The 20,892-nt window shown below is 55.7% G+C and carries 22 protein-coding genes and 1 pseudogene; 16 read left to right on the top strand and 7 right to left on the bottom strand.

Annotated elements, in window-relative coordinates; all coding sequences use genetic code 11:
- Nucleotides 1-10: 10 nt before the first annotated feature.
- Together GC165_10155 and GC165_10150 are read left to right on the top strand one after the other, a co-directional pair.
- A complete protein-coding gene (locus GC165_10155; protein ID MBI1333230.1) occupies nucleotides 11-1,219 on the top strand; it encodes a PEP-CTERM sorting domain-containing protein in 1,209 nt (402 codons plus the stop codon).
- 10 nt (nucleotides 1,220-1,229) lie between these two features.
- Nucleotides 1,230-1,943, top strand: coding sequence for a cupin domain-containing protein (locus GC165_10150; GenBank protein ID MBI1333229.1), 714 nt, complete (start codon nucleotides 1,230-1,232; stop codon nucleotides 1,941-1,943).
- Nucleotides 1,944-1,952: 9 nt separating this feature from the next.
- On the opposite strand, the gene GC165_10145 is transcribed toward GC165_10150, so the two are convergent.
- Nucleotides 1,953-3,311 carry a hypothetical protein gene (locus GC165_10145; protein MBI1333228.1) on the bottom strand — a complete coding sequence of 453 codons (1,359 nt, stop codon included), beginning with the start codon at nucleotides 3,309-3,311 and terminating at the stop codon, nucleotides 1,953-1,955.
- Nucleotides 3,312-3,402: 91 nt separating this feature from the next.
- On the opposite strand from GC165_10145, the gene ilvE reads away from it, so the two are divergent.
- A complete protein-coding gene (gene ilvE, locus GC165_10140) occupies nucleotides 3,403-4,275 on the top strand; it encodes a branched-chain-amino-acid transaminase (protein ID MBI1333227.1) in 873 nt (290 codons plus the stop codon).
- Nucleotides 4,276-4,545: 270 nt separating this feature from the next.
- Nucleotides 4,546-5,259, top strand: coding sequence for a hypothetical protein (locus tag GC165_10135; protein MBI1333226.1), 714 nt, complete (start codon nucleotides 4,546-4,548; stop codon nucleotides 5,257-5,259).
- 256 nt (nucleotides 5,260-5,515) lie between these two features.
- Here GC165_10135 and GC165_10130 read toward each other — a convergent pair whose 3' ends face one another.
- Together GC165_10130 and GC165_10125 are read right to left on the bottom strand one after the other, a co-directional pair.
- Nucleotides 5,516-7,207 carry an STAS domain-containing protein gene (locus GC165_10130; protein MBI1333225.1) on the bottom strand — a complete coding sequence of 564 codons (1,692 nt, stop codon included), beginning with the start codon at nucleotides 7,205-7,207 and terminating at the stop codon, nucleotides 5,516-5,518.
- Nucleotides 7,208-7,322: 115 nt separating this feature from the next.
- Nucleotides 7,323-8,222 (bottom strand): hypothetical protein, encoded by a 900-nt coding sequence (locus GC165_10125; protein MBI1333224.1) that lies wholly within the window; start codon nucleotides 8,220-8,222, stop codon nucleotides 7,323-7,325.
- A 123-nt stretch (nucleotides 8,223-8,345) separates the two neighbouring features.
- Here GC165_10125 and GC165_10120 point away from each other — a divergent pair, with 123 nt between their 5' ends.
- The 4 genes from GC165_10120 to GC165_10105 are packed head-to-tail and all read left to right on the top strand — an operon-like array spanning nucleotide 8,346 to nucleotide 10,685.
- Complete coding sequence (locus GC165_10120) at nucleotides 8,346-9,431, top strand: PEP-CTERM sorting domain-containing protein (protein MBI1333223.1); 1,086 nt, start codon at nucleotides 8,346-8,348, stop codon at nucleotides 9,429-9,431.
- Nucleotides 9,432-9,488: 57 nt separating this feature from the next.
- Nucleotides 9,489-9,755 carry a hypothetical protein gene (locus GC165_10115; GenBank protein ID MBI1333222.1) on the top strand — a complete coding sequence of 89 codons (267 nt, stop codon included), beginning with the start codon at nucleotides 9,489-9,491 and terminating at the stop codon, nucleotides 9,753-9,755.
- Nucleotides 9,742-10,173: a PIN domain-containing protein gene (locus tag GC165_10110; GenBank protein MBI1333221.1), complete on the top strand. Its 432-nt coding sequence runs from the start codon at nucleotides 9,742-9,744 to the stop codon at nucleotides 10,171-10,173. The genes GC165_10115 and GC165_10110 overlap by 14 nt, the downstream gene beginning before the upstream one ends.
- Complete coding sequence (locus GC165_10105; protein MBI1333220.1) at nucleotides 10,173-10,685, top strand: hypothetical protein; 513 nt, start codon at nucleotides 10,173-10,175, stop codon at nucleotides 10,683-10,685. Before GC165_10110 ends, GC165_10105 begins: the two co-directional genes overlap by 1 nt.
- Here GC165_10105 and GC165_10100 read toward each other — a convergent pair.
- Entirely contained in the window at nucleotides 10,615-11,505 is an 891-nt protein-coding gene (locus GC165_10100; GenBank protein MBI1333219.1) for a hypothetical protein, read from the bottom strand. The genes GC165_10105 and GC165_10100 overlap by 71 nt on opposite strands.
- Nucleotides 11,506-11,575: 70 nt before the next feature.
- Here GC165_10100 and GC165_10095 point away from each other — a divergent pair, with 70 nt between their 5' ends.
- The 3 genes from GC165_10095 to dnaN are packed head-to-tail and all read left to right on the top strand — an operon-like array spanning nucleotide 11,576 to nucleotide 13,528.
- Nucleotides 11,576-12,133 (top strand): sigma-70 family RNA polymerase sigma factor, encoded by a 558-nt coding sequence (locus GC165_10095; GenBank protein MBI1333218.1) that lies wholly within the window; start codon nucleotides 11,576-11,578, stop codon nucleotides 12,131-12,133.
- Nucleotides 12,130-12,411 carry a hypothetical protein gene (locus GC165_10090; protein MBI1333217.1) on the top strand — a complete coding sequence of 94 codons (282 nt, stop codon included), beginning with the start codon at nucleotides 12,130-12,132 and terminating at the stop codon, nucleotides 12,409-12,411. The genes GC165_10095 and GC165_10090 overlap by 4 nt, the downstream gene beginning before the upstream one ends.
- Nucleotides 12,412-12,424: 13 nt before the next feature.
- On the top strand, nucleotides 12,425-13,528 hold the full coding sequence (gene dnaN, locus GC165_10085) for a DNA polymerase III subunit beta (GenBank protein ID MBI1333216.1): 1,104 nt from the start codon (nucleotides 12,425-12,427) through the stop codon (nucleotides 13,526-13,528).
- 355 nt (nucleotides 13,529-13,883) lie between these two features.
- Here dnaN and GC165_10080 read toward each other — a convergent pair.
- Nucleotides 13,884-14,090, bottom strand: a pseudogene (locus GC165_10080) (signal recognition particle-docking protein FtsY).
- A gap of 720 nt (nucleotides 14,091-14,810) precedes the next feature.
- Here GC165_10080 and GC165_10075 point away from each other — a divergent pair.
- The 5 genes from GC165_10075 to GC165_10055 all read left to right on the top strand — a co-directional run bounded on the left by GC165_10075 (nucleotide 14,811) and on the right by GC165_10055 (nucleotide 18,597).
- Complete coding sequence (locus GC165_10075; GenBank protein MBI1333215.1) at nucleotides 14,811-15,854, top strand: LacI family DNA-binding transcriptional regulator; 1,044 nt, start codon at nucleotides 14,811-14,813, stop codon at nucleotides 15,852-15,854.
- Between the two features lie 100 nt (nucleotides 15,855-15,954).
- Complete coding sequence (locus GC165_10070; GenBank protein ID MBI1333214.1) at nucleotides 15,955-16,863, top strand: hypothetical protein; 909 nt, start codon at nucleotides 15,955-15,957, stop codon at nucleotides 16,861-16,863.
- Between the two features lie 18 nt (nucleotides 16,864-16,881).
- On the top strand, nucleotides 16,882-17,616 hold the full coding sequence (locus GC165_10065; GenBank protein MBI1333213.1) for a PEP-CTERM sorting domain-containing protein: 735 nt from the start codon (nucleotides 16,882-16,884) through the stop codon (nucleotides 17,614-17,616).
- A 71-nt stretch (nucleotides 17,617-17,687) separates the two neighbouring features.
- Nucleotides 17,688-17,978, top strand: a complete 291-nt coding sequence (locus GC165_10060) for a DUF705 domain-containing protein (protein MBI1333212.1) — start codon at nucleotides 17,688-17,690, stop codon at nucleotides 17,976-17,978.
- A 94-nt stretch (nucleotides 17,979-18,072) separates the two neighbouring features.
- Nucleotides 18,073-18,597: a hypothetical protein gene (locus GC165_10055; GenBank protein ID MBI1333211.1), complete on the top strand. Its 525-nt coding sequence runs from the start codon at nucleotides 18,073-18,075 to the stop codon at nucleotides 18,595-18,597.
- On the opposite strand, the gene GC165_10050 is transcribed toward GC165_10055, so the two are convergent.
- A complete protein-coding gene (locus GC165_10050) occupies nucleotides 18,589-19,983 on the bottom strand; it encodes an ADP-ribosylglycohydrolase family protein (protein MBI1333210.1) in 1,395 nt (464 codons plus the stop codon). The genes GC165_10055 and GC165_10050 overlap by 9 nt on opposite strands.
- The gene (locus tag GC165_10045; GenBank protein MBI1333209.1) at nucleotides 19,980-20,843 is read right to left on the bottom strand and encodes a hypothetical protein; all 864 of its coding nucleotides are present in this window, start codon (nucleotides 20,841-20,843) and stop codon (nucleotides 19,980-19,982) included. Before GC165_10045 ends, GC165_10050 begins: the two co-directional genes overlap by 4 nt.
- Nucleotides 20,844-20,892 lie beyond the last annotated feature (49 nt).

The following is a 20,892-nucleotide window of genomic DNA, read 5'->3' as shown; positions in this document are numbered from 1 at the left end:
GAGACTAGATATGAAACCTACTTTCTTTGGCAAGGGCGGAGCCTTCCTCGTGCTATCCACCTCGCTATCCGCGGCCGCTTTGGCCGACCCTTCCTTCACGATCTCGCCGATCTCGATCTCAGGAGCGAACTACATTTCGGCCACATCAGCCAGCAGCAACGGTCTGCTCGCTGGTTATGCAGGATTCCTCAATGGCATTCCAAACGGTCCCTACGTTGGCGTGGCGGGCGTAACCACGGACGCCAACGCCCAAAATCCTTCCCTCACCGCGCCGATCTGGGGCGGAATATCGACCCAAGTCGGACAGGCTCACTTGTATGGAATCAACAGTCTCGGTGTCTCGGTAGGCGACAGCTACGTTCGAAACGCGACGAACACCACGACCTATACTCATGCCGTCGTCAACAACGGCGGAACTCTGACCGATATCGGTACGCTCGGCGGAATATCAAGCTTTGCGTACGGAATAAATGACGCTGGGACCGTCGTCGGCTATTCCACAACTGGTTCCGGCTCCAACCATGCCTACTCGTACTCTGGCGGCACGATGACAGACATCGGCACGCTCTCGGGCGGTACGTTCAGCCAGGCCAACGCAATCAACGCGAACGGAACCATCGTCGGCACGGCAACCACGTCGGGCACTTCCTACCAGCATGCCTTCAAATATCAGAACGGCGTGATGACCGACCTCGGTCTCACAACCGGTGTCAACACCACCTACGGACTCGCGGTTAGCAACAACGGATACGTCGCCGGTTATGGCGTCGATTCTTCGTTCAATAACCGCGCAATCGCCGACTTCGGCTCAGGCTTCCAAGACTTGGGATACCTCTATACAACGTCCTCCGGCGCACGAATGAGCATGATGGCTAAGGGAGTGAATAGCTATGGCGACGTGGTCGGCTACACCTCCTACACGGGCGGAGCACGGCACGCCTTCCTCTACCAAGGCGGAACCCTCTACGATCTCAACAACTACCTGCCCAAGGAATACTTCGGCTGGACGATTTGGAGCGCCGAGAGCATCAACGATGAAGGGTACATTGCCGCCACCGTTCTCGATTCCAGTTCAGCAATCCCCCACACTCGCGCCGCTCTTCTCAAGATCGACACCGTCCCCGAGCCCTCCTCGGTTGCTGGGATTGCCTTCCTCTCGCTTGGGTTCCTGAGAAGAAGGAAGAACTCGAACCGATCTGTTAGCGTTAGAATGGATTAGCGCCGCACTAATGCCCCGACAAACCGAAATCTACTGGTCATGGAGAAACGTCGATTTCTCCATGATCGGCGAACGAATCAAAGACCTTCGAATAGCCCGAGGTCTCAGCGTTCGCGATCTGGCCGCCTTGGCGAAGGTCGATAAGAACACCGTTCTCCGTGTGGAAAGCGGCAAACCCGTCACTTACAAGGTTCTTCATCGCGTATGTGAATGCCTGAACACGGTGCCGCCCAACCTTACGACCGGACCCAAGGCCGGAAAAGAAAAGCCGATCCGAATCCACCGACACGACGATCGAAAGTGGATCATCACCTTCAACATGAAGGGTTCCAAAACTGGCTTGCCCGACTTTTCATTGGTTCCCGACCAATCGGACCGCACCTACTTTTGGGAGCAACAGTACGTATCGGGCGTTCTGCAGTCGCATGACTGCGCCCTGGCTGGTGGCCGCCTTCAAGCAGCCGTCTTGGAAGTGTTCATGCCCATGCACAAGGGCGCTTCCCATGCTGGAGAGGAATACGTTTACTGCTTGCGCGGCGATGTGAAGGTGACTATCGGAACCGAAGCCACGGTCCTTCACACCGGTGACTCCGTCACGTTCGACTCAAGTCTCGAACACAATTTCGCCCCGGTTGACGTCGAGGACGGAGTCTTGCCTCCCCAAATCCTCATGGTCTGGATCGAGGGAGCCGCCTCGGACTACTCGCCGAGCGAACTGAACTAAGCCAGAACTTTAGTGGCCGGTGGTACCCACGACCGCCGGAGGAGTCGGATTGCTCGGAGGCGGAGTCTTTGCCTTCGGACCGTACAGAATGATCGTCCCGCCGCCGCCATAGAAACTGTCGCCCAGCTTCTCGCTCGAGACTTTCACGCCGTTCACAAAAACCGTTCGGAAAGACTGCACGAACTTGTCGTCGCCCGAGTGGATCACCTTAGTGGTGCCCGCTGGCAACGTCGGGTCGTACTCTCGGCGAGTGCCACCGTCCCGATATGAAATCTTGCCCTGCGTGATCTTCACTTCCTGCCCCGGCACCTTCTTGCCCAGGATTCGGAACGTTAGCCGACCCGGCTGGTACTCACTGCAGACCACGATGGGTGTATCCATGCTGTTCTGGATCACCAAGTTCTGAGCGCCGTAGTTCACCGTCGCGTCGCGTCCAAGCGGAACGTACGGAACCGGCAGCGAGTGGTTCGTGCGCTCGACGATCTTGAGGTTGGCAAACAGCGAAGCGTTGTATAGCGTCGTGCTGACTTGGCAGATGCCACCACCGACGCCGGTATCGTGTCGGCCGTTGATGTACACGCCCGCTTCCTTGTATCCGCCTTCGATGGTTCGCTTTCCGACCGTTTCGTTGAAGCCGACCTTCTCGCCCGGCAGAAGAATCACGCCGTTCAACTTCGACGAAGCCAGCTTAATGTTGTTGGCTCGCGGTCGGTTATCGGCCGAAAAGTTCGTGGAAAACTCAGAGACCACTTCCGTAATCTGGTCTAGTGCATCGTCAGGAATCTTCTTAGTTTCCTGCTTGATCGGCACGGCGACGACTTGGTCGTCCATCACCGCCCTCAGGGTTTCGGCTGGCAGGGCGTCCTCATCCACCGTATAGGTCGGAACTTCTGGCTGCTTGACGATTTGCCCGCCGACATAGGTGACTTTCGCCGGAGTCGGCTTGCCGTACGTGTCGGTCACCGCAGCCTTCAGGCCCTTCAAATCGAATTCTATGGCCTTGGTCTTGACCGGATATTTGTGGACCTCGTCGCTACCGAGAACCTGGCCCACCAACCCCTCTACCGGGACTTGAGCAACCGAGGCGACATCATCGACGGCAATGCCGAGCTCGCTCGCCTTGTAGGTCTTCTTCAGGGACTTATCCTCGACCGTCAGCGTCAACGGCTGAACCTTGGCCGTCTCCCACCAGAGTCGAACCTTCTTCTGCGCTTCAGCGACGGTTAGGCCACCAACATCCACGAAGCCGATTCGGCTCCCTTTTTGGAGTTTCGCTTCAGTCCCCTGTACAACTGCGGCAAAGACAACCGAAACAATTGCCACACCACCAATGAGCACGATTCCGCCGCGCTTCATAAAAATCTTCATGAGAATCCGATTGATCGGTTCCCTAATTATGACGTCATTTGAACCTGTAATGACGCGAAATTAGACAAATCAAAACGTACATAATAGGAATATGCAGAAGCTCGTTTGGCTAAACGGCGTTGTTTCTCCTCTCGAAACCGCGATGATTCCGGCTTCGGACCACTCCCACTTGTACGGAGACGGCCTTTTCGAAGGCATCCGAATCTATGGCGGCAAGGTATTTAAGCTCAATGAGCACCTCGACCGGCTCTACCACGGCATCAAATACCTGGGTTACAAAATGACGATCACCCAACCCGAGCTTCGACAGATCGTTCTAGACACTTGCCGCCAGGCCGAGGCCGACAATGGCTACATCCGACTCAACGTGACGCGCGGAACCGGCCTAGGACTCGACCCCAAGAACATCGACACCAAGCCCAACGTCATGGTGATGGTCAACACCCTCGCTCTCTATGCGCCCGAGGCGTATGAGCGCGGTTTGGACGTCGTGACCACCAGTTTCAAGACGATTCCGCCCGATGCCCTCGACCCACGGCTCAAGTGCATCGGCAAGTACGCGGCCAACATCCTGGCCAAGCAGGAAGCCAATTCCCGCGGCGCGGGCGAAGGTCTGATGCTCAACCATCAGGGCTACATCGCCGAGTGTACAGGCGATAACATCTTCCTCATCCAGGGCAAAACGATCCGCACTCCCGATCCGTCGTGCGGTCTCCTGCTCGGCGTCACCCGCAACACGGTCATGATGCTCGCTCGCGAGGCCGGATACACCATCGAGGAGGCGTTCCTGACGCCGTTCGACCTGTACTCCGCCGACGAGGCGTTCCTGACCGGTACCGCCGCCGAGGTCATCCCCATGGTCACGATCGACGGTCGCCCAATCGGGGACGGCAAGCCCGGACCGGTGACCAAAGACCTGATGGCTCGATTCCGAAAGCACACCTGTGAAGGAACCGAATTCTAACGAGTTTGACTGCCCGGAGTGCTACCGGGAGAAGAATCGAAAGATTTCTTTTGAGGGGAACACCTACCTCGTCTGCGGTGGGTGTCCCAAGGTCATTAACCTAAAAAGGAAGCTGTTTGTACCTGAACCGAACACCAAAGTCACCATTTGCCCCGTCTGTAAGACGACAATTGAGCAAATAGAATCGACTTCGTTAGTCGGTTGCCCTACGTGTTACGAGGTTTTTGACGAAAATATTAAGGGGCTCTTGAGTCACAATTAGGAAATCGCATGAAGTTGAGGTCTGGAATCGTCGGTTTTGCATTGCTTGTCTTAGCCATCGTTGGCTGCGGAGGCGGCTCTTCGACGATCTTGCCCGACCCGAACTATCGGTTCATGAACTTCTGCCCGGATGCAACCTTGGACCTGTTGGTGAACGATGACACGGTCAACACCAACGTCGGCTTCCTCGACGACACCACGACCTTTAAGTCGGTGAAGTCGGAACTGAAGGACTTCAGCATCGAAGAGACCGGTAGCACCGTCGTCATCGACTCGCAAGCCACTACGCTGACCGGTAACACCGACACGCTCGTCCTCGCCTACGGCCTGAACAACTACGGCACCGAGAACGAGAAGCGGCTCCGCTTCAGTTTCCAGACCGTCAATCGCATCGCTCCGAATCCGTCAAAGGCTCGTGTCTACGCTTTCAATGCCTTTAACCGCGATCCCGGCAACCAAAACTTCTCGGTCGTCTTCAAGAACCCAGGCACGCTTTCAAACATCAATTTCGCGGCTGTCGCCCTCGGTGGTGTGACCATGCAGGAGATCGACGCGGGCCCGCAGACTCTGGTCGCCCAACGCGAGAACACGGAGACCGAAGTCGCCACCGTGACCAAGACGTTCGAAGGCGGCAAGATCTACCTAATGGCGCTGACCGGAACCGAAAGCGGCACCGGCAATCTCGCTCCGACGATCAACTTCATCGAGATTCCCTCGTTGTAAGGCGACTATACGGAAGGAGATATAGCCCGAGCCCATCGTGTCTTCCGATGTCTGCAAACGAGGCGGAAGCAGTAGCGATTCTAATAGCCAACGATAAGATCGTTTGTCCGATCGAAAACTTCGCGATTCCAGTCAGTCCGGCGAGACCACGAAGTGGTCTCAGAGCTTAGCCCGGGGTGCTTGCACCCCGGGTAACTGACCAGAACAATCCGACCCCGAAGTGGGTCGCAGGGTTCCTAAATTAGATGCTGGAAGGCTACGGTCCGACCGCTTCTGCTTCCATCCTCGACAGGATTTCCTTCGCCCGCTCGATGGCAGACTGCACGTGCGGCGTCAAGTTCTCCTCGCCTAGATGGTGCTTCAGCCCGCTTCGGTTGGCCAGGTTCAGCGGCTGGTCGCGGAGCCCGCACAGCACCAAGTGCCGCCCACTCAGCGATAGCTTCAGGGCCAGTTCCTCAAGGGCCTTCAAGCCAGTCGTATCCAGCGCATTCATGTTTCGTAGCCGGAGAATCACCACCGACGGCAAGGAGTCGATCTGACGGTAGATCGTGTCGAGTTTGTCGGTGGAGCCGAACATAAACGGTCCGTGAACCCGAAAGACCGCGACGTTGTCGGGAATAGGATTCAGTTGCAGGCTATGGGCCTTGCCGTCCTCGATGTACTCTTCCGTGACCTGGCTAACTGTCGTCGTCAGGCTGATACGGTGGACGAACAGGAGCATCGCTAGGATCATGCCCGCCTCGACCGCCACCGTGAGGTCGGCAAAGACGGTCAGGGCGAATGTGATGCCCCAGACCGCCACCGGTGCCTTGCCCAGCTTCAGAATCTCGGGAATCTCCTTCCACTCGCCCATGTTGTACGACACGACGAACAAAATCGCCGCCAGCACGCAGAGCGGAATATGCTTCGCCAGCCCTGCCGCCACAAGCAGGATGACCAGCAGAGTCAAGGCGTGGATCATGCCCGACATCGGTGTCTTCGCTCCGGTACGGATGTTGGTCGCCGTTCTCGCGATCGCGCCCGTTGCCGGTAAACCTCCGAACAGCGGCGACACGAAGTTGGCGACACCCTGACCGAACAGTTCAACGTTCGGGTTATGACGTCCGCCCGTCATCCGGTCGGCGACCACCGCTGACAGAAGGGATTCAATTGCTCCTAGCATGGTCACTGTGAACGTCGGAGCCAACAGAGGCAGAATGAGCTCCGGACGAAAATGTGGCATTTGAAAGGAAGGTAGTCCGCTGGGAATGCCGCCAAACTTCGTTTCGATCGTCTCCAGCGGAAGCGCCAATGCCCAAGCGATGCCGGTTCCCACCACCATCGCCACGATGTACCCTGGCACCTTCTTCACGAATCGCATGATGAGGATAATCAGCGTTAGACACCCGACGGAGAGCACGGTCGTCGGTGTCGAGAGCGTCCCAAAATGCGATACGACCGCTTCAATTCGCGGCAAAAACTCGCTCGGGACCTTGGCGATTTTGAGCCCAAAGAAGTCCTTCAACTGAGTGCTGGCGATCAGCACCGCTATGCCGTTGGTAAACCCGATCACGACCGGTCGCGGGATGAACTTCACCGCCGAACCCAGGCCGGTCACGCCGAGGATCATGAGCAGGATTCCCGCCATCATCGTACACATGTACAGGCCATCGATGCCGTGCTTCTGCACGATGCCCGCCACCACAACCACAAAGGCACCGGTCGGTCCGCCGATCTGGACCGTCGAACCGCCAAGGGCGGAAATGAGAAACCCAGCCACGATCGCGCAGTAAATGCCCGATTGCGGCAACACCCCGGACGAAATGGCAAAGGCCATCGCCAGCGGCAAGGCAACCAGCCCCACCGTGATGCCGGCGATAAGGTCTGCCACAAATTTTTGGGCATTGTAATCCCGAAGCGACTGAAACGACTTGGGAATAAATGGTTCCCCACCAACGGTAAAGCTCAAGATGACCCATGAGGCGAACCATCCGCCTCAGTTTAATTCTGAGTACCAGGTTCCGGCGAATACCTTCCCGTCGAGCAACGACCTGATTTTTGTCGTTGCAAATCACGACATCGGTTCAGCGCTTATCGGGAACGATCTTCGTTAGCTTCCAGGTCTTGCCAACGGTTTCCATCACGGCAACCCACTTTGTCTTGGGTATCCGGCACGCTTGCATCTCTTGGTAGCGGCCGTCTCGGCCTAGCCAGTCTTGCTTTGGCGCATTTTCCGCCAGCTTTTTAAACTGCTTGGCTATCTGCGAAGAAGCGCAAAACGTTCGCACCTTGGTCCAATTCTTGTTTTGCGCCGCCTCAATCCACTCGTCAAAGGTATGCATAACGCTTGGCCGGAGAGTGTCGTACGAAGTCAGTAGCTGACCCTCGCTCTCAGCAAACGTGCGCTCCATCAGAACCATTGCGGCGCTGTGCGGGACTTCGATGTTCTTTGGGTAAGTCCTTCCCTCGGAATAAATCGTCCACCGATTGCCCCGCTTAACGAAGGAGCCGATCCTTGCTTCAAAGTCCGCAATCTGCAGGTTCGAAAGCTCCCAATTCGCCCAATGGCGGAACGTCATGATTGCTGGATGCTTGGCGTTAGACACAAAATACGCCTGCCCCGCCAGCACCAGATTGTCATTGTCCAGAACTGCTTGCTGAGCCTTAAAGTCTTCGTACCAAGAACCTTCCTCGATGACATAGGACTTGCCGGACGGACGGGCGACGAATGTTCCTCCGGGCGAAGGAAACCAGCCCATCGAAATGAGGTACCAGTTCGAGTTCTTGATCGGCAACACATCGTAACTAAGGTCTCCCTGTTCCACCTTGTGATCCTTTTTATACTCTCGAATTATCGCGTCAAGGCCAGCCTGAAACGTTCTCAAGTCTCGTGAGATAGGAATAGCCTTGTCGATGAGTCGCGAAAAAGCGCTCCAGTCGATTTCAGTTCCATTCAAAAACACGGCGAGGCTTACCGCGGTCACTCGCCCATTATAACTCTGACGTTAGCCACGTCTAAGGAATTCTTAACAATTGCAACCAAAGTGTTGAGCATTCGATAATAATTAAACCGCAAGTAAGATTGCTTGCATAGGATTTATATCTTCATGAGCTATTCGCGCCTCATTGGCTTGGTCGTAGTTTCGGCCCTAGGTACAGTCGCCTATTCCCAAAACTATGCATTCCAAGAGATTTCATCATTTGCAATGTATACCGACAACACGCTTGCCGATAGTGGTCAGTATCTCGTCAATCAATACGGGGACTGGTATGTCAGCACGCGAGACGGCAATATGACTGCCCTTCAGTCGTTCAACGGCAATACGATCTATGCCAGTGCAATCAACTCGTCCGGTTTGGTCGGCGGGTCAACCAAAATTGGGTTCAACAGTTATGGTGATCTAACTGCCGCTACTCTTTGGACCAACGGCGTCCCAACCCAACTGAATCCATGGGGCGAGTCGAGCCTCATCCGAAGTATTGCAAACGACGGAACCGTGTTCGGAATCTCTAGCCACTTCGTTGGCAATACCGTCTATGGACGATGCTGGAGCTATAAAAATGGCGCTTACACATTCCTGAATGCAGGCACGATTCCGTTTGAGCAGATCGGAATTTGGGCGGGAAATTCCCACGGTGTTACCGTTGGTGGAACCGACAATCCTGAGAAGGCGACCATGTGGCAAGGAACCACCAAAACGGTCATTGGAGGACTTGGCGGGTACCAATATAGCCAGGCGACCGACGTGAACGAGTCTGGCCAAATCCTTGTCAGTAGTTTTCCCGATTACGGAACTTCCAAGGGTCGCTCGGACATCTACGACCACGGCACATGGATATCGCCGGGACAGTACAACGGTAATAACTTCAAGTCCAGCGGCATCAACGACGCGGGTCTCCTCATTGGCGCTTCTTATGACAGCCAGGGTGCAAAGCAGGCCAACGTGCTCTGGTCTCAGTCAACAGGATTCATCGACATGACGAATGTTGAGCCTCTCGCTGGGTTTCACATCTACCAGATATCCAATCTCAACAACCTTGGAGAATTCATGGTGGAAGCTTCACACTGGACCGGAAGTTCATGGGACAATCGGATATTCATCGCAACTCCTTCCTCGGTTCCGGAGCCAGCCTCAATCCTTGCTCTCAGTCTAGGTGGAATCCTTCTCCTTCGGAGTCGAAAGAGAGCGTAACATCTATTATTGCATCACGATGCAAAACTTTCTGCATCATGATGCAATAATAGAAATATGAGAACGACTTTCACCCCCGCGCCCGACATCGCGGACCGCATCTACGAGATCGCGAGGAAGTCCCAAAAGTCCCTGAATGAGGTCGTGAACGACCTCATTCGGAAGGGACTCAAAGAAGGATCTTCCGTCAATGAATCCCCACGAAAATACGAAGTAAAAGGGAAAAGCCTTGGTGCCTTTCCAGGCATCGACTACGAGAATCTCTCGAAGTTCGACGAGGAACTGCAAATCGAGGAGTGGAAGGATAGCAATGGTCATTCCTGACGCGAATCTGCTTCTGTTCGCTCACAACATGGACGATGCTCGATACGGGTCCGCGCGAGCTTGGTGGAAGAATCAGCTGGAAGGTTCCGAAGACATCGGCCTTCCCTGGAACGTAATCTTGGCCTTTATTCGAATCGGCACTAGCCCAAAGGCCTTTCCAGCTCCCTTTTCGGTCGACGAGGCCACAGACATTGTCAAGCTCTGGCTCGCCTTTCCAAATGTCAGAATCCTCAACCCGGGAGTCGACCATTTTCGGATTTTGTCTGATCTACTCAAGCAGGTTGGAGTTGGAAACAAGCTCGTCTCTGACGCCCATCTAGCCGCTCTCGCGATCGAAAACCGCGCAACGCTCTGCTCCCACGATCGCGACTTCCAACGCTTCTCCGGGTTCCGCCTCCACGATCCGATCACATACTAATGGCCAAGTTGACCCGCCCAAAGCAAGTCATCCTGATCGCATTCCTATGTGTCGTCATCATCGTGTCGTGCGTGTGCATTTACAAAAGGACATGGCAGGTCAGCGAATATGAAGCAATGGCCAGTCAACTCAAATGGGAAACCGGAAGCGAAGGCAAATTGGTGGTCATTGCCATTAATATGTACACCCAGGACAACGACGACCGCCTGCCTGCCTCGTTCACGACGTTCGATTCTCTCTCCGGCTACATGAAGGAAAAATGGAAATCCGCTAATCCAAACGGCGGCCAGTTCCGACCGAATCCCAAAGTAGCCGGTTTACGGTTAAGCGAGGATTTGTCGCCCGAAACCATTCTCGCCACCGAGGACTACTTATGGCCGGAAGGTACCAAATGCTATGTTCTCGCCGACGGCCAACGAAAATGGTTTCGAGACAGCGATCCTAAGAACTGGAATCCGAAGGCTTCTCATGCCGGACCGAAGTCAGCTTCCAAATCCCCCGCCGCTCCCTAAAGTCAAACCGAATCGAGTACGCGTTGGCCCAAATCGTCGCCTTCCCGTGTGGGATGCGGTCATAGCCAACCCGCCAGCCCGCGCCCCAAAGTTCCGGCATCACCAGCCTCAAACCCCTGGCCGACGAAGAGTTCGAGCAGATCTTCGAAAAATCGACGTGAATGTGCAGGTGAACTGCGTCCAGATACTCGTCCAGGATCGACATCGGATTCGAAATTCGAACCTCCGTGCTAGGAAGCAACCAACCATTCCGAAGACGAAAGACCCGCCGCATATGCACGGTTGCGCCTGAGTGCGAAACGTTCATATGCTCCGGGTAGGTCGTTCCATCGATCGTACAAGTCTTAGTAGACCCGCGACCCCGAAAGTCCCAGTCATCCCACGACTCGAATGAAACATCCTGAAACTGCGACGGTCGCCATGACCCATCGACCGAGGCGAAGGTAGCTGCAAACGGTCGAGCGACATGGCCCGGCCACTTACCAAGAACCACTAGCCTACCGTGTGAGACGGACGCACTCTCCACGCGATAACCGTCCGGCAGACCGAGCTTCGTAACCTGAAACGTCTTCCCGTTCGGCTTGGCAACGAGCGTGAACTCTTCGCCGTTCGTGCGGGTAAACACGACACCTTCGAAGTGAAAAGCGACCAGAACCTCGTTCGAACCGGCAACCCGTATGACTCCGCCAGGATGAACGCCCACCAATCGCTCCACCTCGTCATACAACTTGTCGGTCGACGTGGAAAACGGCAGTCGGCCATCCAAAAACGTAGCCGCTGGAGTGGTCATTTGAACCCCCACCACGACCGGCAAGATCATGCGAACCTTTCCCCAACCCTGGTACTAAGACTAGGTTCCATGTTAAACTCATTATCGCGCATCAGTTAGCATGATTGATGCGTCTATAACCATGCCCAGTGAAGGTTCAAATGATTCGCTGCAAGAAAAGCGTTGGCTCACGGCTCTCAATGAGGGCGACCCGCGCGCGTTGGGCGGCATCTATGAACTGTACGGAGAGCGGATTTTCCGCTACACCTTCCGTATGTTGGGCAACCGCTCGGACGCCGAGGACATCACTGCGGAAACCTTCCTCAGGGTGCTTCGACGATCGGGAGAGCTTCGGGCCGATGGAGCGTTCCGAACTTGGCTCTTCCGAATCGCGCGGAATCTATGCATCGACAAGATGCGTCAGCACAAGCTCATGGAGCTTCCGCCCGACGCGTCTTACCCCGGGACGGAGGACAAATCCACCTTGCGCATAACCGTGCAGCAGGCCTTGTCCGAACTACCGGTCGAATATCGCGAACCGTTGGTCCTCTGCGATCTAGAGGACATGGCGGCGCGCGAGGCAGCGGAGGTACTGAAAATCAGCGTTCCGGCGCTGAAGTCTCGCCTATACAGAGGACGTAGGGCGCTCCGCGACAAGCTAGGAGGCACACAAGAATGAACGAAACCTATCGAAAGTTGGTCGATCTCTATGCGGGTAATGAACTTCCCGAAGAGCTCAATGACGAGTTGGAAGAGGCGGCGAAGACCGATCCTTCCCTGCACCAAGACATGACTTCCCTACGTCAGACCGTGGACATCCTGCGATCCGACGATTTTACTTTTACTGAAGAAAGCTACCAGCGAATCCTGATGAAGCTCTACGCTCGCGGCGGCCACCTTCAAACCCAGTCTCCCGAACCAAGACATTTGCAGTATCAGCTGCCCATGAGCGGCTAACAACAACCCAGACATGAAAATCACTTGTCCACGAAAAGAGTTCTTTGAAGCGGTGAGCGCGGCCGGACAGGCCGCCAACGCCCGTACGTCCGTCAATATCCTCCAGACCCTCAAAATCGAGGCGTCGGGTTCGACCATCCGCGTCGTCGGATGCGATGGGGAGATGTGGGTGGAGCGCCGACTCTCGTCGGTCATCGAGGAGGAGGGCGCGATCTGCGTTCCGGCCAAGCTCCTCGTCGATATCGTGAACTCCCTTCCCGACGGTGATGTTCATCTCACGACTTCGGACGGCACCAACGTCCTCCTCACCCACGGCGCCTCGGAATATCGCCTCCATAGCCTGGATCCCATCGATTTTCCCGATGCACCCGACTTTGGCGGCGAATCGAACCTCGCGCTGTCGCTTGGCGACTTCCGCGATGCCGTTGATTCCGTCATCTTCGCCGTTTCCACCGACCCGCACCGGCAGAATATCACCGGCGTCCAGCTCAGCTATGACGGCGAAACCCTTCGCCTCGTCGCGACCGACACCCACCGCTTGGCCGTTCGTGAGATCGCCAAGAGCGGCATCGGTTCCAGCATCACCGCCGTTGTTCCGGCCAAGGCTCTGCGAGCCATCCAAGCCCTTCCCTTCTCGGACGAGGTTGGTATTGAACTCAACTTCGGCAACGGTCGCGTTGGCGTCGCCACCGACACCGCCAAGATCGTCACCCAGCTTCTGACCGACAAGTATCCCAACTGGGAGCGCGTCGTTCCCGCCGAGTCCACTCGGTCTTGGAGCCTCGAACGCGATCAACTCGGTAGCAAGGTTCGCCGCGCGATGATCGTCGCCAAGGATAGCGCCTCCCGGCTCCGATTCAAGGGCAACGAGGAAACCCTCCTCATCGCCGCTCGTAGCGAGGAAAAGGGCGACGCCAAAGAGGAGCTCAACATGATCTCCACCAACGGCGACCTCGAAATCGCCTTCAACGGTAAGTACGTCCTCGACGCACTCGAGCCGATCACCGGCCCGGGCATCAAGGTCGAAATGACCGAGTCGATGCGCCCTGCCGTCTTCCGCTCGGCCGACGAAGAAAAGCACTACTTCTGCGTCATCATGCCGATGTCGCTGATGTAGGTACTTCGGCTCCTCTCCCTTTCGAAGCACATAGAACTTTAGGGAGGGGTCACCCCTTTTTGTGGCAGAATGAATGCTACGTTGTCGCACTGAAGCGACAATCTTGGATTGTCATGAAGTCAGTTTGGATCTTGCCCGTTATGCTTGCCGTTGTCGTCTTTGCGTCTGGCGGATGCGGAGGATCTGGCACTAGTCTCGTCATCGACTCGAGCACGGCCGCAACTGGCGGCACCGCGACGTCCGGGGCGACCAGCGCGACCTCGACCACCAGCACTTCCAGTACGACAAGCACAACGAGTACCTCCAGTACAACTTCAAGCACAAGTAGCACCACTGGGACTACTGCATCGACCGGAATGACCGATTCGACCGGGTCAACCACAACCGGCTCCACAACGACAACCACCACTACAGCGACGACTGGCTCTACTGCGACCACGTCGACAACGAGCACAACCGGATCCAACACCGCCCTAACCACGGGCTCCTCGACTACCGGTTCCAGTACAACCGGTTCGACCTCCAGCACGACCGGCTTGACAACGGGGCTAACAACTGGCTCTTCAACAACAACCACCGGTTAGAAGAGGACTCAAAGCTTTTGTGCTGAAAAGGTGGCACGGATTCCCCGTCGCATGGCCTAGCCAAAACTCGGGCAACGCTTATTCGCGTGGCAGATAACTAGTCATAAACGCTCTGGATCGACTCACCGTAAGATAGTCACGAAGAGGGTGAACGCTCCCTCAGTGCCGAGGCCTGGGTTTCACTTTTGAATTTGTACGCCGAGGTTCTGAGGGTTCAAAGCCAATCCTTTCGCGTACAAGCTGAATGACGGCCAGGAGCCGCTCCCAGAGATCTAGGGACACCACCTTCCTGCACCGAAGAATTACCTGGACTATCACTTCATCACAATATTATAACATTACGATATTACAAAATTGAGAATCTTTAATAAGTAACCATTTTTCGTACTTTTTCGTAAAATGGAACTCAAAATACGCTTATTCATGTATTATCCAAGCAAGTCAAGTTATTCGAACTATCGAGTTACTATTTCTTACGGAAACCTAACGAACACGAAGAAATGACCAAAGATAGGATGTGAGCCTCCGCCCCGGGGCTCAAAAGATTTCACCCTCTACTTCAGAAAGAATAGCTACCATCGCCTGTCGGTACCCCACCGACAGGCATTTTTTACGCGCCAAGCTTTCGCTTGCCATGTTTGGAATAGAATACCGATGACTGCTTTCGGTGCAAAAGTACTTGGAAAGTTGGCCAAATCATGAGGCAGAAGGAATCTCTCACCAAACTCGATGGACCGGCCAAGCAATCAGACGTCGCCCGCTTGTCCGGCGTCTCCACCGCCACCGTGTCCCTCGTGCTGGCCGGGCGGACGGACCGCGTGAGCGAGGCCACCCGCCAAAAGGTTTTTGAGGCAATTCGTACTCTCAACTACCGGGCTCCGGCGATGGATGTTCGCACCCAAGGAGCGACCAGCCGAACCATCGGTCTCCTGGCCCCCAACCTCACGGAGATGCCGATCACCCGCGATGTGATCTTTCGGTCCTTCCTCGACCGAATCCTAACCGAATGCCTGTTCCGAAACTGGGGCGTACTCGTCATGGCCGAGAACGTATGGGACGATCATGGCCACTCCATCCGCCGATCATACGACGGCAAATGCGATGGCGTGATCATCCTCGGTCCCGAAGAGGATGAAATGGTCCGGCCATTTCTCGAGCGGGGAGTCCCGATCGTCCAGGTCGGCATCACCAAGCGCACAGAATCCATTTCGTGCATCGATGTCGACAACGCAGAGATCGGCAGGTTGACGGCAAAAGTTCTCTACGATGCCGGCCATCGATTTTTCGCGTTCATTGGCTCCCAAGGCTTCACGACGTCAGTCGAGCGACAAGAGGCCTTCGAGCGCGAGGCCAAACTCCTCGGCGCGACCGTCACCGTATATGAGAGCCCAACCTGGTTTCCGCGCGACGACCTGAAAGTGTTAGTCCCAAAGTGGATGGAGCAAGGCGTCACTGCCGTGTTCTGTTGGTGCGATGTCTTCGCTTGCTATCTCTACAAAGCTCTGGCCAGGATTGGCGCAAAGGTCCCTCGGGACATGTCCGTCGTGATGGTCGAAGGAAGCCTGATCAGGAACCTACGCCCTGCGCCGACGGGCTTCAATTTGCCCTTCGACGAACTTGCAAAAGCGGCAGTCGATGCCATCATCAAGCAGATCGAAACCGGCGACACGACACCTCATACGGTGCGGTTCCCCGCCCGTTTCGTCGCGCGGTCAAGCGTCGCCCCTCCTCGCAAAAACTGATCGACAAGAATTAATTCCCCTCCTTTTTGGGAAGATCGTGTTATAATGCCCGTTAGTTAATCGCTTAACTAATAAGTGCGGCTATTTAGACTCAAAGGCGATGAAAATGGTGACCATATTTACTGCGTTTTGTGCGGGTTCACTAGCTACAGCATTGGTCGGATGTGGAACTCCTGCAACCGAGCCCACTGCTGGTCAGGCCCGGCAAACCGACCTTGGCAGCCTCAGCGACGAATTCGATAATCCCTCTACCCTAAGCAACTGGCAACGGGTCGAAAGAGTCGAGGGGTGGAACAACAACCAACTCCAAACTTTCGACATCGGCGGAACCCAGAAGGGATGGCTGACGATGATGCCTTACACCAGCACCTGGTATCGCGACTACCGCGGCATCCTTGTCTTCAAACCGGTCGAGGGCGACTTCGTGGTGACGACAAAGGTGCATGTAACGGGGCGCAGCGGTAGCGGCGCGCCGAGATCGCAATTTTCTTTGGCCGGAATCATGGTTCGTGCGCCAAGGAATATCTCCCCCTCTACGTGGCGGCCCGGCGGAGAGAACTACGTGTTCCTCTCGCTGGGCGCGGCCGATCAGGCGGGTCGCTACCAATTCGAGGTGAAGACCACCGTCAACAGCGACTCGCAACTCGTTACCGAGCCCACCACGTCCGGCGACGCCGTGATTCGAGTCGCCAAGATCGGCTCGACGATGATCATGCTCAAGAAGGTGGATGGAAATTGGAGTGTTCACCGCCGCTACTCGCGAGGCGACCTTCCGTCCACGCTTCAGGTCGGCCTCACCGTCTACACGGATTGGCCGGGCGCAAGCCGACTCTCACCTCAACAGCAGAATAGCACCGTCATTCGAAACGGCAGCCCTGACCTGCTAGCCCTCTTCGACTACGTTCGGTACGCCCGTCCCGAGGTGCCGAGTACCCTTAGAGGTCGGCGACTCGACGATCCAGGGTCGGTATCCGACTCTCAACTTCTACAGTTTCTCGGCAACGACTGACTTTAATTTGAGGAAGATATGACTATTTCTAAGCTCGCTCTCGTGACCGGCTCCCTCGGCTTGTGTGGGTCGGCGCTCGCCTCTCCGGTAACCATCGTCAATCCCAGTTTCGAAGACAATTTTGCCTCGGATTGGAGCTACCCCAGCCTCGTTCCTAACGGCTGGACGGTCATCGATCCCAACGGGATCATCGGTGGTGGCGACCTAACCGGTGTCGTCAACCCGACCGGAAGCACCTTCTTCAACTCGGGTGTGCCCGACGGCCGCAACGCGGCTTACATCTACCTGTCGGAGCAGATCGGCCAAGGCCCGGTCTCACTTTCTCAGACCCTGACCGCGACGCTCCAGGCCAACACGCACTACCATTTCCAGGTCGGCGTTGGGAACATTGCGGCGGGCTTCAGCTCCGATGGCAACAACTATTTTGATCTCACCGAGTTCCCGGGCTACATGGTCCAGGTTTTGGCCAATGGCGTTGTCCTCGCCGAGGATAACAATTCCCTAGCGATTCCCGACGGCGAGTTCGGAACGAGCGTTCTGGATTTCGATACCGGTGCCTCCGACCCTCAGCTTGGTCAGGCGATCGAGATTCGATTGACGAACCTCAATATGCGCTCCTCCGCGCAGCATCCGGGCGTCGAAGTGGACTTCGACATGGCACAGATGGACGCCTCGCCGGTGCCCGAGCCGGGCACGTTTGCCGTGGCAGGCATCGGGCTGACAGGCCTGTTGTTTAAGCGAAGACGAAAATAGTTGCGATGGTTCTCGGCACCTAGCAATGGAGTGTCGAGAACAACTATCTTGCTCCATACTAGCCTTAGCAAATGAGCAAGGTCATTGCCTTCATCGACGTCGACGACACGCTCGTCCGAACCGCAGGGGCGAAGCGCATCCCAATTCCGAGAATGGTCGCCCGTGTTCGCGAACTGCACGGCAAGGGCTCGACGCTCTACCTTTGGAGCTCCGGCGGAGCCGACTATGCTCGCGAATCTGCAATCGAACTCGGCATCGAAGAGTGCTTCGTCGGCTTTCTCCCGAAACCCAATCTCCTCATCGACAACCAGCCGATTTCGGAGTGGAAGAACCTCGATTACGAAAGACCGGTGTCGGTCTAACTCAGTGGAGTTCACAGCCTAAGTGGCCGCGTGTCTACCAGGATGCCCAGGGAGTTTAACATGTCTCAAATATCTGTGGCGTAGAATAACGAGTATGGGCTCTAGTGCGCCCTCGCGGCCCAAACTAGGCGGTCAAAGAAACGTGAAAGGATTAGTTCTGCTTACTTGTGCATTGATGGTGAGTTGCGGTCCGGAACTAAAGAAGAAACCCAGAGCTGATTTACATACGGAAGCGGTCTACGCTTTTCTGGGATCGAAGGGTGAAGTCAACATCCTATATACGAATGCGCACGAGGCGCCGGTTGTTCTGGACACGTACCCATTCGACTATGTTGTACGAAAGAAGACCGAGGATCAGTCATCGTATTCCGACTACCCAAAAGTCCGCCTCCAGTTAGACTCCGACTGGGCCGTGGTTCCTCCAGGTACCTCGGTACTTTTTCAGGTCCATGCGTGGGAGAACAAAGCAATCAAGCCGATTGAGAATGCTTCGGCCGTAGTCATTGAAGCTGATCCTTCCACCGAAGTACCGCATCTTTTGCAAGGGTTGCACTATTCCTCGGCCGCCGCGGACTTTCCGAAAATCCTTGAAATTCGTGAGCAAATGCCTTCAAGTTAGGCACCGGTTTGCCAATTCAACCATCCTCCCTGCTAGATCAGAAATCTCTATCTCGCGATAGTTCAGCAAATGACTCCGCGCCAGATCGCGGATCGGCTTTGCCCAGACGTCGGGGATGGCATCCACACCATTGACAATGCCCCACACTGAACCCGCCGTAGCCCCGTTGCAGTCAGTATCGAACCCCGGCATCACCGCTCGATAAATCGTCTTCGAATAGTCGTTCTCGCCATACAACAAAGCGATCGCCACCAATTGAGCGTTCGAGACCGTGTGGCACCAGTCGTGCGCCTTGCCCTCATTCCAGCGTGCGTGCACCGCCGCCACCGCCTCCTCATACGACTTTCCTTCCCTATGCAGATTCAAAATTGTCACGACCCCCTCGTGCAGTCGCGACATCGAGGGCACATACGACAGCCCCTTCTCGATAATGACGCGAAAGTCGCTTTCGACATACGCGGTAGCGAGCATCGCCGCCACCCACATCTCGCCGTAAATTCCGTTCTTGATGTGGCTAATCGAGGCGTCGCGCCAAGCCCATTCGGCCGCACGGCCAGGATGGCCCGGGTTTAAGTAGCCAAACGAGTCCGCCCGAATCTGCGCGCCGATCCATTCACGATAGGGGTTTCGGTGCGCAGCGCTCTCCGGTGGCAAAATGCTCATCGTGAAGTTCCGATACGCAACTCGCTCAGCCGTACACATCATGAAGAGCGGCAAGTTGGCGCACCAGTACTCGGCCACATCGACGGGTCGAAAATCCGGTCCATACTTGCGCACGATATCGAACCCCGCGATAGTGTAGTTGATATCGTCGTCCTCGACGGCCCCGTCCAGGCGATCGCGGGTCCAGTTCTCGGCCCAGCCGAGCTTCGTTCGCCCGCCGCGAGCTTCGATCCTCGCAAGTTGGTCCGGCGTCGGCGTGGCAACGTAGTTCGCCAGCGGCCAGTTGCCCGTTTCCTCGTTCCAGACCTGAATCTCGTGCCGCTTCCACCCTTCGAACGGCTTGCCCAAGATGCACCCGCAGATGCGCCCCAAAAGCCCGCCGTGCAGGCGGCGAAGCAGTTCGTCACCGTCGCCAGTGAACGCCGGAACCGGAATTTGGTCGGATGCAGCCCGGATACCATCGAGATCGCTCGGCTCGACGTAAGCATATCCTTCCGCCTCGGGCGATGCCTGAACCTCGTCGCAAAGCTCGGCGGCCCGCCAAAACCAAGCCGTATCGCGCTCGCCCTCTCGACCGGCGGCGATCACCGCCTCAAAGTCGGACTCCAGGTTCGCCACATCACGACCTTCTTCCTTGGCCTGCGTCCATTCGACCTCGGGATCGGCACCCTCCAGCCAAATCTGCTTCAGCATCCACTGACCGACCACGTCGTCGTTCGTCATTGTGTCGCTAGATTACTTGAGGTCGGAAGTTTTCGACTACTCTCTAATTCCTCCAGAATCTGCCCAGTGCCGGTCTCCACAAAAGCGGTCTCGTACGGTGTTCTCTCGACGCCATTCGCAAAGTCAACCGCCTGCTTCATTCGAGCCTCGATCATAGGATGCCCCAAGAACCAGGCGCCAAATTTAGAAGGTCGAGTGAGTACTTGGAGCACTTCCTCAGCCCCCTTCGCGCTCCCTAGAACTTCCATGGCGATGTAGTCACAGGCTAGTTCCATATCCCATCCTTGGGCCGAAACCGCATTGTCCTTTCGACCCAATCCGATAGCAATCGGAATAAATACCGGCGCGCACAACGCATAGCCATACCAAGGCATCTTCAGGCGAAGCACAATTAGGCAAACAAGAAGCAAGAATACGGTCAACCAAGTCATCGAACGGGACATTTTCTTTTGAGGTCCTGGCTTGAAAGCAAAGAACTTTTGATGAGCCAACTCATGCGCTAGTATCCATGCGATCCCATCGGACGAAAGCTGCTCGATCGCTCCCTTCGGCAAATACACAACCTGCCTCAAAAGCATTCCCGAAGGTTTTTTGTTGGAAGTAACCTTTAGCGACATATCCTTCAATCCATATCGAAGTACCAAATCGTCAAATAAGGCCTGCACCTCAGGTGGAACCGACGATTCCAGGGTTCGTCCTACTATCTGCGTCTTGAAGACAACACTCATCACCCAAAATCCGAACATGAGGGACGTGAGTGGCGCTCCTTGTAGTGGAAACCCCGTGATCCGGTGGACAACGAAAGCAAGCAAGTCCAGGACAATGCCAAAAAGGATGATGACGGGCGAGTAGATGATCATTGAAGATCGTCCTCTATGATATCTCGCAAGTTGCATAAACTAGGAGAAA

The organism is Armatimonadota bacterium (assembly GCA_016125185.1).
Taxonomy (GTDB): Bacteria; Armatimonadota; Fimbriimonadia; order Fimbriimonadales; family Fimbriimonadaceae; genus Fimbriimonas.
This window is presented reverse-complemented; position numbering and strand designations above follow the sequence as displayed.

Bases quoted from the DNA above. Each gene is read 5' to 3' on its own strand.
- GC165_10155 (MBI1333230.1), top strand. From the start codon at position 11: ATGAAACCTACTTTCTTTGGCAAGGGCGGAGCCTTCCTCGTGCTATCC.
- GC165_10150 (MBI1333229.1), top strand. From the start codon at position 1,230: ATGCCCCGACAAACCGAAATCTACTGGTCATGGAGAAACGTCGATTTC.
- GC165_10145 (MBI1333228.1), bottom strand. From the start codon at position 3,311: ATGAAGATTTTTATGAAGCGCGGCGGAATCGTGCTCATTGGTGGTGTG.
- ilvE (MBI1333227.1), top strand. From the start codon at position 3,403: ATGCAGAAGCTCGTTTGGCTAAACGGCGTTGTTTCTCCTCTCGAAACC.
- GC165_10135 (MBI1333226.1), top strand. From the start codon at position 4,546: ATGAAGTTGAGGTCTGGAATCGTCGGTTTTGCATTGCTTGTCTTAGCC.
- GC165_10120 (MBI1333223.1), top strand. From the start codon at position 8,346: ATGAGCTATTCGCGCCTCATTGGCTTGGTCGTAGTTTCGGCCCTAGGT.
- GC165_10115 (MBI1333222.1), top strand. From the start codon at position 9,489: ATGAGAACGACTTTCACCCCCGCGCCCGACATCGCGGACCGCATCTAC.
- GC165_10110 (MBI1333221.1), top strand. From the start codon at position 9,742: ATGGTCATTCCTGACGCGAATCTGCTTCTGTTCGCTCACAACATGGAC.
- GC165_10105 (MBI1333220.1), top strand. From the start codon at position 10,173: ATGGCCAAGTTGACCCGCCCAAAGCAAGTCATCCTGATCGCATTCCTA.
- GC165_10100 (MBI1333219.1), bottom strand. From the start codon at position 11,505: ATGATCTTGCCGGTCGTGGTGGGGGTTCAAATGACCACTCCAGCGGCT.
- GC165_10095 (MBI1333218.1), top strand. From the start codon at position 11,576: ATGATTGATGCGTCTATAACCATGCCCAGTGAAGGTTCAAATGATTCG.
- GC165_10090 (MBI1333217.1), top strand. From the start codon at position 12,130: ATGAACGAAACCTATCGAAAGTTGGTCGATCTCTATGCGGGTAATGAA.
- dnaN (MBI1333216.1), top strand. From the start codon at position 12,425: ATGAAAATCACTTGTCCACGAAAAGAGTTCTTTGAAGCGGTGAGCGCG.
- GC165_10075 (MBI1333215.1), top strand. From the start codon at position 14,811: ATGAGGCAGAAGGAATCTCTCACCAAACTCGATGGACCGGCCAAGCAA.
- GC165_10070 (MBI1333214.1), top strand. From the start codon at position 15,955: ATGAAAATGGTGACCATATTTACTGCGTTTTGTGCGGGTTCACTAGCT.
- GC165_10065 (MBI1333213.1), top strand. From the start codon at position 16,882: ATGACTATTTCTAAGCTCGCTCTCGTGACCGGCTCCCTCGGCTTGTGT.
- GC165_10060 (MBI1333212.1), top strand. From the start codon at position 17,688: ATGAGCAAGGTCATTGCCTTCATCGACGTCGACGACACGCTCGTCCGA.
- GC165_10055 (MBI1333211.1), top strand. From the start codon at position 18,073: ATGGGCTCTAGTGCGCCCTCGCGGCCCAAACTAGGCGGTCAAAGAAAC.
- GC165_10050 (MBI1333210.1), bottom strand. From the start codon at position 19,983: ATGACGAACGACGACGTGGTCGGTCAGTGGATGCTGAAGCAGATTTGG.
- GC165_10045 (MBI1333209.1), bottom strand. From the start codon at position 20,843: ATGATCATCTACTCGCCCGTCATCATCCTTTTTGGCATTGTCCTGGAC.